The organism is Priestia sp. FSL W8-0524, assembly GCF_038005965.1.
In the GTDB taxonomy this organism is placed as follows: Bacteria; Bacillota; Bacilli; order Bacillales; family Bacillaceae_H; genus Priestia; species Priestia zanthoxyli.
Map to the genome: position 1 here is coordinate 1,943,404 of NZ_JBBOUG010000001.1, position 15,608 is coordinate 1,959,011.

Here is a 15,608-nt window from a genome sequence, read left to right on the forward strand (position 1 = left end):
ACATGCTCACTAGCAGCTATGATGAACGGTTGAACAATTAAAAACCCTATTACGATTCATATCTGCTATACTTTTAATAAAGATAATAACGCTTACATTTATGAAGAAGCAAACAAAAAAGAGAGGGCATAAGGTGAACTTTCCTATTTCGAAAAGTATTACAACTAAATATCTTCTTTTATTTACGGTTATTTTAATTGTACCGGGCATCATCATTTATTACATCATTACAGGTTATGCAAGCAAAATTATTAAAGAAGATGTAAAGGTTCAAAACATTGCAAGTAAAGATATTATAGCTAAAAGGCTGAATTCAGAAATTGAGCATGTGGCTTCGCAGCTGCAGCTTATTGCAGGAGAGGGGCTAGAGTCAGATCTTAACATAAATAGAATGTATAACCGAGCTAAACAAGCAAATTCACAAAGTTCAGTTATTCATTCCATTTACTATATCAATGAACAAAAACGCGTAAAGTTTGAAACGCCTTTTGCTTCAAGTCAAAACAATTTAATTTATCATCACCCTAATTTTACCCAGGTGTATTGGACACATACGTACGCTTTATCGGATCTTATTCAAAATTATCGTCATCAAAAAGTAGTAACCATTTCTGTACCCGTTCTTACTAAGGATAAAGAATTTAAAGGAATTATTGTTGCAGAACTAAGCCGGGATTATTTATCAGAGGTGTTAAAAAGCGTCAGCCTGTCACGAGGACACTTCGGTTTTTTAGCAGATCGCAAAGGAAATGTCATCGCATCTACAAGCGATAAGCAGCTTAACAAGAAGTTTTCAGTAGACAAAATACCAAACGTTTCTGGCTATACTCACATAAATCATAATGGACAAGAGAGTTTAGCAGCTTATCAAACGAACCAAGAAGGCTGGAACTTGGTTTATGGTGTACCGACTAACGTAGCCTTTTCTCCTTTACATAAATTATCTCTTTTACTGCGCGTTAGTTTTATTAGTATATTGCTGCTTGCTTTATTTTTTATATGGTTAGGCATCAAAAATATTTTACAGCCAATCGTAAAGCTTACAAGCTATGCAAAAACGTACCGGAATTCTCAAACGTTCGTGCCATTAAATAAAGAAGCGCCGGCAAGGGATGATGAGCTGAGTATATTGACACGTACAATTATTGAAATGGGAAATAGCAATTATGAAAAACAAAAAATGCTTGAGCAAAGTGAGAGATACCTTCACGATGTATTAGAAGGAATTCCTTATGGAATTATTACAATTGACCCGAGGAGTAAAATTACATACGTGAATCAGCAGTTTGAAAGAATGGTTGCTTTTCAGCGTCAGGACATGATTGGTGTTAACTTAGAAGATTTACCAATAAAATCGGAAAGCGTAGATTTTATTTTGCTTCACACATTGGCATCGGGAAAAGACATGGAAGAGATAGAAAGCTATATTCTCGATTCAGACGGCAGAAAAAGAATTGTTAAAGTTACGACCTCTACTTTTTATACCGACACAAGTGAAGTGATGGGGATTATCGCGGTCATGCAAGATATTACCGAAATAAAGCAGTTACAGCTAAGACTGCAGCAAAGTGATAAGCTGGCGTCTATTGGACAAATTACGGCAGGAATTGCCCACGAAATAAAGAATCCTTTAGCCATTTTATCAGGATCAGCTGAACTTTTGCTAGATGAAGCGGAAGAAAGCGCCTGCTCAGAAGAAGTAAAAGAGCTTGCTGCGGATGTATTCATCGTTGTAAACCGTCTCAAAGAGATTACAAATAATTTTCTTAATTTTGCAAACATGAGTCAAAAGGAAAAGAAGGAAGTGTCACTTGTACAAGTGTTAGAAGAAGTGTTTCATTTACTGCGTTTAAAGTGTAATGAAGCAAACATTAGCATTGTAAAAGACTTTGAGGAAAAATGTTTGATTGCAGGGGTCTATGATCAATTGATTCAAGTGTTTTTAAATATTGTCTTAAACGCAATGGAAGCAATGGATGAGGGCGGGTATATTATCGCTTCCATTCAAACAATGAATATGAACGAAGAATATGTGGTTGTTCGTATAGAAGATACGGGTTCAGGCATCAACAAGCAGGACTTAGAGTGGCTGTTTAATCCCTTTTACTCCACGAAAGAAACAGGTTCAGGACTAGGATTAACGATTGCAAGAGATATTGTAAAAGAACATGGAGGAGAATTATTTATTGAAAGTATAGAAGGCAAAGGGACAACCATTACATGTCGTTTTCCCAAACAGAAAAATACAAAAGGAGGCAAAAAACATGGAGAATAAGTGCAGTGTGTTAATGATTGATGATGAGCAGAACCTTTGTAAGCTGGTAGCCAAAAAGCTTCAGAAATCTGGTTTTCATACGCACGCCGCATATACTGGAGAAAAAGGAATCCAAATGGCTAAAACGCTGGATATCGATGTGGTGATACTAGATTATATGCTTCCGGATATGACGGGGATCGATGTATTAAAGAAGTTAAAAGAGGTAACGCAATCAAAAGTAATCATGCTTACTGCATACGGAAATGTTGAGAGCGCTGTGCAATCTATGAAAATAGGGGCTGCTGATTATTTGAATAAGCCTATTGAACTTGAAGAACTAAAAAATATTATTGCTTCGCTATGTACGGACAAGCAACCGGATGCCGTGATGGAAAAAGGTAAAGACAAAGACTTTATTTCAAAAAGCCCAGAAATGAACAAGTTAGTGGAAATGGTAGAGTACGTAAAAGATACAGACGCTAGCATTTTAATTCTAGGTGAAAGCGGAGTAGGTAAAACCGCGATGGCTAAATGGATACATGAGCAGAGTCATAGAAAAAAGAATCCTTTTGTCGCTATCAACTGCGCAGCCATACCAGAAGCCCTTCTTGAAAGTGAACTGTTTGGCTATAGAAAAGGAGCGTTTACAGGGGCTGCTTCTTCTCAAAAAGGTAAGTTTTCTGCTGCGGACGGCGGTACAATCTTTTTAGATGAAATTGGAGAAATTTCGTTAAGCATGCAGGCAAAGCTATTGCATGTGATCGAGGAAAAAAAAGTAATGCAGCTCGGAAGCAACGAGTATGAATCCTTGGACGTCCGAATTATTTCAGCTACAAATAAACCACTTCAACAACTAGTAGAACAAAAGAAGTTTCGGGAAGATTTATACTATCGATTAAATTTAATGGAGGTCACCATTCCTCCTCTAAGGCATCGAAAAGAAGACATTGAGCCGCTCATTCATCACCACATTATAAAGTTAAATACAAAATACAATAAGACGCTTGCTGTTTCAAACGCGGCACTTCAACAGCTAATTTCTTATGATTGGCCGGGAAATATTCGTGAGCTGTTAAATGCGATTGAAAGAGTTCATATTTTAAAACGGTATGGCACAATTGAGCTCTCTGATTTAACATATCTTTTTAATAAGCAAGAGTCTCATTCATATAGGAATCAGCAGGTGAAAGCAAAACAAACAAATTTATCACATGCATTAGGTGAAGTAGAGGAAGAAATGATTAAAAACGCTCTTGAAGAAATGAAAGGCAATCAAACGAAAGCAGCTCAAAAACTAGGAATTGCTCGCCATACGTTAATTTATAAAATGAAAAAAATGGGTCTTAAATTTTAGAAAAAGGATATGAAAGAAATGACCTATCGTAAAATATTCAGCTTACTAGTACTGTGTTTTACAGTACTGGGAGCATGTCAGCAGCAAAGTACTACCCCTCTTAGGGAAGAAAAGAAGTCTCTCGATTCTGTTAGTATTACAGTTGGGTCGAAATCTATGACAGAGCAATATCTACTAATGAAAATGACCGCGCTTCTATTAAAAGAACAAGGAGCTACTGTACACGAAAGGCGCTTTTTAGACAGCGATTCTATTCGAAAAGCAAGCTTGGCGGGCTATATTGATATGTACTGGGAATATACGAGTACGGCAAGGATTGTGCATCAAAACCAAGAGCCGGTTTATAATGAAAAAAAGTTGTATCAGCTGGTGAAAGAAACGGATGCGAAAAACCACTTAACGTGGCTGAACACTAGCCATTTTAACAGCAGCTGGGGGGTTTTAGTTAACCGTTCTTTTGCAAAGGAGCATCATTTAAACTCTGTTTCTGACTTGATTTCCTACATAAAAAAGCAAAATAAAGAAGTAAAAATAGCTACAAACAATGAATTTCTAAAAAGAAAAGACGGCTTGATGCAATTAGCTAATAACTATGAATTAAAGTCCGTTTCAACTGAAATCATTGGAATTGATTCAGAAATTATTCCTTTGGCGGTGAAAGAAGGCAGAGTAGACGTAGGGATTGGAATGATATCTGATAGTCGAATTCAAGCATACGACCTTGTGTTACTAAAGGAAGATCAATCTCTTTTTCCGCCTTATTATGCGGCTCCCGTAGTAAAACAATCATTAGCAAGCCGTTATCCGTCTGTTGTTTCCACTTTAAATGAACTATCAAGTAAACTAACGAATAAAAAGATGGTAGAGCTGAATTACCAAGTTGATATTTTACACAAAGACGTATCAGATGTTGCCTATAAATTTTTACTGGAAAATCACTTGATTACTCGTTGATAGATATAATAAAAAAAGAGGCGGAACAAAAGTAGTTGAGCTCAAGTAAAAACCGAACCATTCATCAACCTGTTTGATGAGTGGTTCGTTTTTTTTGTGATGGTGCATATCGTTTTATTTGTTTCGTTGCTTCTAGCAGTTGATTGGAGGGCAAGGCGAAGACTCCTGCGGGAAAAGCGGAACAGGTGAGACCCCGCAGGAGCGAAAGCGACGAGGAGGCTCAGCGGCCGCCCGCGGAAAGCGAAGTCTTGCACGGAAATCAATTGCGGTGTCATAAGCAGTCCAGCTCATGTATCTCATTTGTTCGTCTTTCAATTGGATTTATTTCGTTATGTCTCAACCTCTTTTTTATTGTAGAGTGTAGAAAATTTCTACAGTTAATTGTGTGAATTTTCTACAATTTATTTTTTGTTTTCTATTAAGTAGTGATTACGTCAGCTATTTAAACTTGGCACGCATCTTGCAATAGATATAAGTGAAAGTAAAAATGCTGAAATGTAAGGAGATTAGTATTCAATGAAAATTACGGGAATAGAGATCAAACATTATTTACTGCCTTTAAATCCGCCTTTTAAAGCAGCTTGGGACCCCGAGCCCCGCAAAAAGTTTGCTTCTACCGTTGTCTATGTACATACGGATGAAGGAATAACGGGAGTGGGATCAGGAGATTTAATGATGGGGCTTGAGGGACATGAACATTTGTTTATCGGTCAAGATCCTTTTGCCATTGAACGACATGCACAAGTGATACAAAATATAGATTTTCACTATGGAAGATGCTGGCCGCTTGATTTAGCTCTATGGGATTTGATGGGAAAAGCAACAAAACAGCCCGTCTATAAACTGCTTGGAGCCCGATCTAACAAGCTTCTCGCTTATGCTTCAACGGGAGAAATCGTGACTCCTGAAGAACGTGCGGAACGTGCGGTTCGATTTGTAGAGCAAGGGTTCAAAGCAATGAAAATTCGTTTTCATCACAAAGATGTAAAAGACGATATTCAAGTAGTGGAAGCGGTCAGAAAAGCAGTTGGTGACAAGCTAGAAATTATGGTTGACGCAAATCAAGGATGGAAAATGCCTTGGGACGTTGAACGGACGTGGGATTTAAAAATGGCCTATCAAGTAGCGAAAGAACTTGAAGAGCTGAAAGTTTTTTGGCTTGAAGAACCACTGCCTTCTCATCAGTTTGAACTGATGGCAAAACTTCGGGACTCAGTAGGTATTCGAATCGCAGGGGGAGAGATGAACCGTCATATGCATGACTTTAGAGAGTTGAACAAAGTAAATGCATTAGACGTTTATCAGCCGGATGTAGCATTGTCAGGAGGAATTACGCAAACGAAAAAAGTTGCGGATCTTGTTCAAGGAAGCGGCGCTTGGTTCAGCCCGCATACATGGACAAACGGCATTGGTTTACTGGCAAATTTACATCTAGCAGCGGCGGTCAGCCACTGTCCGTATTTAGAATTTCCTTATGATCCTCCCGCATGGTCTAACGAACGAAGAGATTATATTCAGCAAAAACCGCTTATGATCGACAAAGATGGTTACTTAGTAGCTCCAGAACAGCCGGGTTTAGGTATCGATTTGGATGAAGAAGCTTTAAAGCAGTACGAAATTAATCATTTCTACGTGGGTGAAAAAAATACAGTTTCTATTTAACTGATATAAAGGGTGAACACAAAGTGAAGAAATATAGTGCTTATATAAACGGAGAATTTGTTCAAAGCAGCAATCAAATGAATGTTACGTACCCAGGAACGGGTGAAGTCGTAGCCCAAGTCTCTTCCTGCAGTATAGAAGAAACAGAGCACGCTGTTTATTGCGCTAATCAAGCTTTTAAAGAGTGGAAGCTTCGTCCTTCATATGACCGGGCTGAACAAATTAAAAAATTTTTAACAAACATGAAAACAGAAGAACATATTGAACACATTGGAACAGCTATTACACAGGAAATGGGAAAACCTTTAAATGCAGCGAAATCAGAGGTGTTTTACGGAGCGGAGCTTGGCGAATACCAAACTCAGTGGGCAAGACGCATTGAAGGTCACGTAGTAGACAGCGATAACGTAAAAGAAAAGATTATTTCTTATAAAGAGCCTCTTGGCGTAGTCGCGGTGATTGTACCTTGGAATTTTCCAATTTATGTTTTGATGAGAAAAATCGTGCCGGCGCTTGTCGCAGGTAATACGGTTGTGGTCAAGCCAAGCGTAAAATCTTCTTTATCTGCTTTAGCATTAGCGGAGTGCATTCATCAATCCGGCTTTCCAAAAGGTGTTATTAATATCGTAACAGGTATGGATGACATTGTAGGAGAAACGTTAACTTCATCTCCTGATGTGAACATGGTGACATTTACCGGAAGTACCAAAGTAGGCAAAGGCATTATGGAAAAATGCTCTCGTCACATGATTCGTACATCGCTTGAATTAGGCGGAAAAGCTCCTGCTATTGTAATGGAAGATGCCGATATTGATTTAGCGGTTGAAGCAATTAAGGGAGGCAGGTTAGCTAACTCCGGTCAAGTCTGCAATAACACTGAGCGTGTATACGTTCATAAAAGTGTAAAAGAAGCGTTTACTACTAAACTATTGAAAGCGTTTCAAAATGTAGAAGTGAAAGATGGTTTGGCTAATCCAGATGCAGAAATGAGCTGTCTGATTAACAAATCTGAAGCAAACCGCGTTCATCAAATGGTACTTGAGGCCGCAGAAGAAGGAGCCGCTATATTATGCGGAGGCTATTTGCTAGAGGAATTAGGTGACAGCTTTTATCCGCCAACGCTATTAGATCAGTGCACGCAACAAATGAACATCGTGCAAAAAGAAGTGTTTGGACCCGTTCTTCCAATTATCTCGTTTGAATCTCTTGAAGAAGCAATTGATCTAGCGAACGATTCTGAATACGGCTTAACCGCTAATGTATATACATCCAGCTATCGCTACGTAATGGAGCTGACTACGCAGCTAGAATGCGGTGAAGTATACGTGAACCGCCAGCAGGGCGAGGCGTATCAAGGCTATCACTCCGGCTGGAAGCAGTCGGGAATCGGCGGAGACGATGGCAAGCATGGATTTGAAGAGTTTTTACAGGTAAAAACAGTTTATATGAAATTTTAATTTTAAAAAGCAGGTGAACACAGGTGGAGAAAACGCGTGTGGAAGAAGATAGTGTAGGAAAAGTTGAGCTCCCAGCAGAGGTTTTGTATGGCATTCACACGGCCCGGACAATTGAAAATTTATCATTTTCTAATAAAAGATTGCATGAATATCCGGACTACGTGTATGCACTGTTAACCGTAAAAAAAGCAGCTGCCTTAACAAATGTAGAAGCTAGCGTAATTCCAAAAGACATTGGAGAATCCATATCAAATGCATGTGACCAATTGCAAAGCACTGCTTATCAACATCATTTTTTGATTGATGTGCTGCACGGCGGAGGCGGTATTGGGACGAATATGAATGTGAACGAAGTAATAGCAGGCTGGATAAACCAGCAGTGGCCACATCATCTTCCCGTTCATCCGATTGAACATGTAAATGCATCTCAATCAACTTCTGATGTGTGTCATACCGCCATTCGAATTGCGATTATTAAAAGCTATCATTTTTTAGAAAAAGGAATGGAGCATCTCCATTCTATTCTTCAAAAAAAGATTGAAGAGTTCCAGCCTGTGATGACAATCGCAAGGACTTGCTTGCAAGATGCGATGAGTATTTCGCTTAGTAATATATTCAGCGGATATGAAGCGGTTTTTTCACGGCGTACGCACTATTTAAAAAGAGTTGTAGAAGAACTGCACGCTGTTAATCTTGGAGGTACGGTTATTGGTTCGGGGATAGGAGCATCAGAAATATACCGAAGCAAGGTCGTTCAGCAGCTGTCTAGTCTATCTGGTATGGGGCTTTACCACCGCGCTAATTTATTTGATGCAGCACAAAATATTGATGATTTAGCTAATGTTTCGAACGAATTAAAACAGCTGGCTACATCTTTTATAAAATTTGCTAAAGATTTAAGACTGCTGTCTTCCGGACCAGAAGCTGGCTTTGGAGAAATTCAATTGCCGTCTGTTCAAGCAGGTTCCTCATTTTTTCCGGGCAAAGTTAACCCGGTTGTACCAGAAACGTTGATTCAATGCTGTTTTCAAGTGTTAGGGTGTGACAGAACCGTTCAAGCTGCCCTTGAACATGGAGAATTGAATTTAAATGTATTTGAAGGAGCTGCTGGAATTAATATTTTAGACAGCATTCAGTTTTTAACAAGAGCTGTAAGGAATTTTGCGACTTTTTGTGTGCAAGATTTATCAGCTAATTCAGAGCGCTGTCAGCAGCTTTCTCAATCGTTTATTCCATTGATTGTGGAAATGAAAGAAAAGCATGGCTACAGCCGCGTTGCAGATCGTTTAAAAAAGACAGGATATGAAGGACTCAAAAAATGGAGGGAACGTGAATATGACAAAACTAAATGAAAAAACCTTATTTAAAGGAATGGAACAACCTGCATTGGTATGGGCAAAAGAGTGGCTGAAAGAGCCTAAAAAACTATACATCAACGGCAAGTGGCAAGAGAGTTCAAGCGGCGAATTAATAGATTCTATTAACCCTGCAAACGGAGAAATTAATGGTCAAATTCAAAGTGCAGCAAAACAAGATATCGATGAAGCAGTAGCCTCAGCTAGACACGCGTTTGACCACGGTCCTTGGCCAAGCGTTACAAGAAAAGAACGCGCGCGAATTTTAAGAGAAATAAGCAGCTTAATTAAAAAACATCAGGCAGAGCTCGCCACATTAGAGTCTCTTGATAACGGCAAGCTTTATACAGAATCATACCATGATGATGTGCAAGAAGCGTCCGATTTATTTGAGTATTACGCTGGCTGGACAGATAAATATTACGGTGAAAATAATCCGGTGGAAGGAGATTTTGTGAGTTATACAACCCGCGATCCGATCGGTGTATGCGGTCAAATTGTACCATTTAACTTTCCAATCGATATGGCCGCATGGAAACTAGCGCCGGCTCTAGCAATGGGGAACACCGTTATTTTAAAGCCGTCTAGCACCACATCTTTTTCTGCGATTCGCTTGGTAGAAATCATCGATGAAGCAAACATCTTACCGCCAGGTGTTTTAAATTTAATTCTAGGAAAAGGATCGATTGGTTCTCATATCAGCCGTCATATGGGAGTTGATAAAGTATCTTTTACTGGAAGCACAGGAGTAGGCAAACAATTGGTTCACGATTCTGCTGACTCTAATTTAAAGCCTGTCACGCTTGAGCTTGGAGGGAAATCACCTAATATTATCTTTAGCGATGCACCGGATTTGAATGAAGCGATTGAACGTTCTTTTTACGGCTTGTTTACACATAAAGGAGAAAAATGCTCAGCGCCTACGCGCTTGTTAGTACAGCGTGACATTTATAAGCAAGTAGTTGATAAGCTAGCAGATTATGCAAATAGCTACAAATGCGGCAGCCCTTTTGATCCTGATTCAAATCAAGGAGCTCAAGTCTCTGAATCTCATATGCAGTCAATCTTGTACTATATCGAGAGTGGCATACGTGAAGGAGCTACGCTAGCAGCGGGCGGCGAGCGCGATATGAGCGGAGATAATAAGCACGGGTATTTTATCCGTCCTACTATTTTTGCAGATGTTGATAATAAGATGACTATTGCACAAGAAGAAATTTTTGGCCCTGTCCTGTGTGTGATTTCATTTGATACAGAAGATGAAGCGGTGCAAATTGCGAATGATACGATTTATGGTTTAGCAGCTGGACTCTGGACAAAAGATGTATCAAGAGCCAATCGTGTAGCAAAAAAGCTAGAAGCAGGCATGGTTTTTATCAATAAATACGGCTGCTATGATTTTGCTAGCCCGTTTGGAGGATGGAAACAAAGCGGATGGGGGAAAGAATATGCGATTCATTCTCTTCAATCTTACACAAAAGTAAAAGCGATATGGATGGCTTATTAAATTAAAAAGCTGGAGGAAAGTATGATGAAGATGAAAGCAGCGGTCATGACGGGCGTTAATGCGCCTCTTGAAATTTTAGCGGTGGATTTAGCAGCACCAAAAGCCAATGAAGTACTTGTGAAAATAGAAGCAACGGGCGTGTGCCACAGTGATTTAAATGCTTTGGAAGATCCTTCTACACCAACGCCTACTATTTTAGGACACGAAGGTGCAGGTATTGTAACCGCAGTCGGTTTGAATGTGAAAACGGTAAAAGTAGGAGATAAAGTAGCGCTTAGCTGGGTTCCTTACTGCGGCACGTGTGAGTTTTGTGTGACGGGGGACGTACATCTGTGTGATTCAGCTTTTGGTCCGATGTTTAACGGAACGCTGTTAGACGGTACTTCTCGATTAAGCAAAGATGGAGAGCTGGTTTTTCACAACTCGCTGCTTTCCACTTTTGCTGAATATGCGGTGGTGCCGGAAATGTCTTGTATTAAACTTCCTGATGAGATGCCGATGGCTCAAGCCTCTTTAATTGGATGCGGTGTAGCGACGGGGTACGGAGCAGCTGTAAACGCAGCCAAAGTTACGCCGGGTTCTACCGTAGCCGTCTTTGGCATCGGAGGAGTAGGCATTAACGCCATTCAAGGGGCTCGGATTGCAGGAGCGAGCAAAATTATCGCATGCGATGTAAAACCAGCTAATTTGGAACTTGCTAAAACATTCGGAGCTACTCATACGATAAATGTAGCTTCAGAAGAAGCAAGTGAAGCTTTAAAAGCTTTAACAGGAGGCCACGGCGTCCATTTCGCGATTGACTGCTCGGGTCATACAAAAGCTACTGAATCTGCTTGGAATGGAACGAGAAAAGGAGGCACGGTAGTTGTAGTAGGAGCCTTTAACCCATCCATGTCTATCAGTTTACCAGGCGGAGGGTTTCATCGTGTCGGCAAAATATTGAAAGGAAGCTTTTACGGAGACACGCAGCCGTTTCGTGATTTCCCTAAAATTGCTCAGCTTTATTTAGACGGAAAATTTATGTTAGACGAACTGATTCTTGGGCGCATGCAGCTTGACGATATTAACGAAGCTTTTCAATCATTTCACGATTGTAATTGTATAAACGTAGGCCGGTCAGTAATCGAATTTCCATCAATTGCATCTCAAGATTCGTTAGAAAACGGAGATGAATTTGACATCGTTTCATAATGTAAATGAGCTAAGAAAGGGGAAAAACAATGAATTCAGTATTTGAATTTACAACAAAAACAAGCATAGCGTATGGAGTAGACCGAGCTTTGCAAATTGGAAAAGATGTTGAAGCAGTGAGCGGGGAAAAAAGAGCCGTGTTAGTGACGGATCCAGGGGTAATAAAAGTTGGTTTAGCAGACGTTGTATTGAAAGCGCTTCAAAGTGAAGGTGTAGAAACGTTCGTTTTTCATGATGTGAAAAGTGATCCTACGGCCGCTTCAATAGATGCTGCTGCACAGCTAATTCGTGAACAGCAGATAAAGTGCGTCATTGGTCTTGGAGGCGGTTCAGCTATGGACGTGGCTAAAATGGCTGCGCTAGTTGCAGGAGATCAGTATGAAACGATGCATTATGCTCTCATGGCGAACCCTTTTGCGAAAAAGAAAGTGAAAACGATTATGCTTCCCACTACTTCCGGTACAGGAGCAGAAGTCACGAGCACGGTTGTCTTCTCTACACATAATCAAGTCAAGGTGTGGGCGTGGGATCAAGATATGGCACCGGAACTAGCGATACTAGAACCGCGATTTACTACAAAACTGCCGGATTTCTTGACAGCTGCCACTACGTTAGATGCGCTTGTACATGCAATTGAAGCATGCACAGGCAAGCGTACGAACCCTTTTATTCAAGCGCTGAGCCTTCAAGCGATTTCATTAGTGAGTCAAAATTTAGAAACAGCTCTGCAGCAGCCTGAAAACTTAGAGGCAAGAGGAAACCTCGCGATAGCGGCAACGCTTGCAGGAATGGCAATCGAACAAGGAGGAACGGGGCTTGCACACTGCATAGGACACGCCTTGGGAACAGTCGGGAAAATCCATCACGGCCGTGCGGTTTCAATTGCCTTGCACGCTGTGTACGACTGGAATACTGAAGGTGCAGTGGAACTGTATGCAGACGTAGCAAGAGCTTTGGGAGTAAAAGAAACATTTTCAACGAAGGAAGAGCTTGCTTATGCAGGGGCAGAAGAATTTAAGCGTCTAGTGGCTGTAAGTGGATTAAACCTTGCGATTGGAGAGGGGCATGAACCGGCTGTGAACATCTCTGACTTTGTGGACGTGATGCTTTCAGTTGAAAATGAACCGATGAGAGTAAATAATGCACGTTTTGCCAGTGAAGATGATTTACAGCAGTTTGCACATGCAATTATGAGCGTAGGAGCGTCGAAAGTTTGATAGAAGCACATACCGTTTCCAAGAAGCGGTATGTACCATCTCATTAATTAGGCAGGAGGAAGCGTAATGAAAAAGATCAGACATGCTGTATTTTGGCCTCCATTTTTATTGTTAATTGGAGCTGCATTACTAAGTTTTACAAACCGTGAAACATTTACTACAGTTACAACTAATGCAAATAATTGGGTTATTTCCAATCTAGGCTGGCTGTTTAGCATTAGCGGGCTGCTGATGGTAATTGCATGCATTGGTGTTTATTTTTCACCGCTTGGCAATGTTAAAATAGGAGGACCTGATGCAAAACCCATTCTTAAATTTGGCAACTGGTTTGCGATTACCTTATGTACAACAATAGCTGCAGGCGTTACGTTTTGGGGGATTGTGGAACCGATTTACCATGTATCTGCACCTCCTGAATCGTTAGGAATTAAACCGAATTCTCCAGAAGCAGCCATTTTCTCTATGTCTTCTATGTATCTTCACTGGACCATTTCGCCATATGCAATTTATTGCGTACCTGCAATTGTATTTGCATTTGCTTATTACAATATGAAAAAACCGTTCAGTCTAGGGTCTACGCTAGCTCCGATTTTAGGGGATAAAATTAACGGGAAAACAGGAAAAGTAATTGATGCGGTGTGTTTGTACACTCTTGCTCTTGGAATGGCCTCTTCTCTTGGAACGAGTGTTTTAAATTTAGCAGGAGGCGTTAATCATTTGAGCGGTATTGCCAGCAACCCTTTACTGTGGGCGATTATAACGGCTGCCGTTACCATTACCTTTATTTTATCCGCATCAAGCGGCTTAATGAAAGGAATTAGAATTTTATCAGATATTAATATGAAAGCATTCTATGGAATTGCCATCTTTATCTTTATTGTAGGACCAAGCTCTTATATTTTAAATTTAGGAACGGAATCGGCGGGTAATTATTTTACTCATTTTTTTGAAAAAAGTTTATTTACAGGAGCGGCAGCAGGTGATACGTGGCCGCAGTCATGGACTACTTTTTATTGGGCAAGCTGGTTTTCATGGGCCGCTATCACCGCATTATTTTTAGGAAGAATTGCATATGGATATAAAGTGAAAACGATGATTCTTGTTAACTTTATTTTACCAGCCTTTTTTGGAGGCGTATGGATGACGATATTTGGCGGAACATCGATTCATATGCAAATGACAGGGGGGAAACTCGCAGATATTATGGCACAAAACGGGCCTGAAGCCGTTTTGTATGCAGTATTTGCTGCTTTACCATTTGCGAAATTTGTTATTCCGTTTTATTTGTTTATCGTGTTTATTTCATTCGTCACAGCCGCGGATTCTAACATGGAAGCGATGGGCGGAATCAGTTCATCGGGGATTTCTCCTCAAAGTCCGTCTCCGGGCATTATGATTAAAGTAGTATGGGGTGTCACCGTAAGTTTGGTAGGATGGGTGATGATTAGTTTTGCAAAGCTAGACGGAATTAAAATGTTAGCCAATCTAGGAGGAGTTCCTGCACTGTTTTTAGGTATAGGTGTTCTTATTGCATTAGTCAAAATTGCTCAAAATCCAGCCAAATACGATCGAACTACAAAGGTAGATAAAAATGCTGCGATTAAAGAAGCGGATGAAACAAAAGCTGTATAAATAAAAGCAAGGAGGGCTTACTCCTTGCTTTTTTATGTTTTAATCAGCAATGTCACTATGAACATGTGATTTAGGTTTTTTCTCTTTTGGCAAGGATTCATTAGAAGCCCAAGGCACGCGGCGAGGCTTGTATTCAATCGCATCAGTAGAGTACACGGCCACGCTTACGACGCCGCCATGTACCTGCGCTCGAATCAACAAAGGATCACTGTACGTATTTTTAAAATGAAAGTCAGGTCCATACCAGCTGACGGTAGCGTCTCGCCCAGGAGGTACGTAGGAAACACTGCGGCTGTGTGAGTAGCGCTGCGTAATCGTGACGCCAGCGTTATCGACGGCGTTAAATAAAGTAGAAGAAACTTGGCAAATTCCTCCTCCAACTCCTTCGGAATACTCTCCTTTTACAATGATTGGCGCACGCATATACCCTTTTGCTGCCGTTCTTTTTCCAACGGTTTGATTAAAAGAGAAAACTTCCCCAGGAAATATGACGCTGCTGTCTAGTGATTCAGCCGCAAGAGAAATATTGTGAGAACGATTTTTATTATGGGGGTTAAATACCGTATGATAATGACCGATTTGCTTAATACGAATCGTTGCAAGCAGCTCCTTATCCACGCGAGGCGGAACAGGAAGCGTCGGGATTTCTAAGATTGACGTACCGCCGTTAAAAAAATAAGTATAAAATTTCTCCGCAAAATCTTTATGATATAGTTTGACACCCGCTTGCTCAGGAACAATTTGTCCGCTTTTATCAATGCGGGCATTTATGGGCTCTCTATATGTTTTTTTATCCAATTCTTTTAGAAGAAGATTGTATCGATCATGATCCACCATGGGTACAGGAAGAAGAGGTACTGCCACTTTGTCCCGTTCAATCCGTTCAATTGGTTTACCGTCATGAGTAATAGATAGGTGGTCTTGTGTAGAAAGAGGTTGAATAAGCATTAAAAGTCCAACCATCCAAGTGAAATTCATATCATATACCTCGCTTTCACCTGTTAGTATGAATAAAATGAACC

General features: G+C 40.4%; 12 protein-coding genes. 11 read left to right on the plus strand and 1 reads right to left on the minus strand.

Annotated elements, in window-relative coordinates; translation table 11 throughout:
• Positions 1-133 precede the first annotated feature (133 nt).
• From NST66_RS09765 to NST66_RS09815, 11 genes are all read left to right on the plus strand, one after another.
• On the plus strand, positions 134-2,275 hold the full coding sequence (locus NST66_RS09765; protein ID WP_033578914.1) for a sensor histidine kinase: 2,142 nt from the start codon (positions 134-136) through the stop codon (positions 2,273-2,275).
• The gene (locus tag NST66_RS09770; RefSeq protein ID WP_033578915.1) at positions 2,265-3,611 is read left to right on the plus strand and encodes a sigma-54-dependent transcriptional regulator; all 1,347 of its coding nucleotides are present in this window, start codon (positions 2,265-2,267) and stop codon (positions 3,609-3,611) included. The genes NST66_RS09765 and NST66_RS09770 overlap by 11 nt, the downstream gene beginning before the upstream one ends.
• A gap of 18 nt (positions 3,612-3,629) precedes the next feature.
• On the plus strand, positions 3,630-4,565 hold the full coding sequence (locus NST66_RS09775) for an ABC transporter substrate-binding protein (protein ID WP_157876214.1): 936 nt from the start codon (positions 3,630-3,632) through the stop codon (positions 4,563-4,565).
• A gap of 139 nt (positions 4,566-4,704) precedes the next feature.
• Positions 4,705-4,842, plus strand: coding sequence for a hypothetical protein (locus NST66_RS09780; RefSeq protein WP_165573317.1), 138 nt, complete (start codon positions 4,705-4,707; stop codon positions 4,840-4,842).
• 239 nt (positions 4,843-5,081) lie between these two features.
• The gene (locus tag NST66_RS09785) at positions 5,082-6,227 is read left to right on the plus strand and encodes a mandelate racemase/muconate lactonizing enzyme family protein (protein ID WP_033578916.1); all 1,146 of its coding nucleotides are present in this window, start codon (positions 5,082-5,084) and stop codon (positions 6,225-6,227) included.
• Positions 6,228-6,250: 23 nt separating this feature from the next.
• Positions 6,251-7,684, plus strand: a complete 1,434-nt coding sequence (aldA, locus tag NST66_RS09790) for an aldehyde dehydrogenase (protein WP_311264500.1) — start codon at positions 6,251-6,253, stop codon at positions 7,682-7,684.
• A 23-nt stretch (positions 7,685-7,707) separates the two neighbouring features.
• Complete coding sequence (locus tag NST66_RS09795) at positions 7,708-9,036, plus strand: lyase family protein (RefSeq protein WP_340843289.1); 1,329 nt, start codon at positions 7,708-7,710, stop codon at positions 9,034-9,036.
• Positions 9,020-10,546, plus strand: coding sequence for an aldehyde dehydrogenase family protein (locus NST66_RS09800; RefSeq protein WP_080754420.1), 1,527 nt, complete (start codon positions 9,020-9,022; stop codon positions 10,544-10,546). The genes NST66_RS09795 and NST66_RS09800 overlap by 17 nt, the downstream gene beginning before the upstream one ends.
• 21 nt (positions 10,547-10,567) lie before the next feature.
• Positions 10,568-11,737, plus strand: a complete 1,170-nt coding sequence (locus tag NST66_RS09805) for a Zn-dependent alcohol dehydrogenase (RefSeq protein WP_230624627.1) — start codon at positions 10,568-10,570, stop codon at positions 11,735-11,737.
• Positions 11,738-11,766: 29 nt separating this feature from the next.
• Positions 11,767-12,954 (plus strand): iron-containing alcohol dehydrogenase, encoded by a 1,188-nt coding sequence (locus tag NST66_RS09810; protein WP_033578919.1) that lies wholly within the window; start codon positions 11,767-11,769, stop codon positions 12,952-12,954.
• Between the two features lie 66 nt (positions 12,955-13,020).
• A complete protein-coding gene (locus NST66_RS09815; protein WP_033578920.1) occupies positions 13,021-14,586 on the plus strand; it encodes a BCCT family transporter in 1,566 nt (521 codons plus the stop codon).
• A 39-nt stretch (positions 14,587-14,625) separates the two neighbouring features.
• Here NST66_RS09815 and NST66_RS09820 read toward each other — a convergent pair whose 3' ends face one another.
• On the minus strand, positions 14,626-15,564 hold the full coding sequence (locus NST66_RS09820) for a VanW family protein (RefSeq protein ID WP_033578921.1): 939 nt from the start codon (positions 15,562-15,564) through the stop codon (positions 14,626-14,628).
• Positions 15,565-15,608 lie beyond the last annotated feature (44 nt).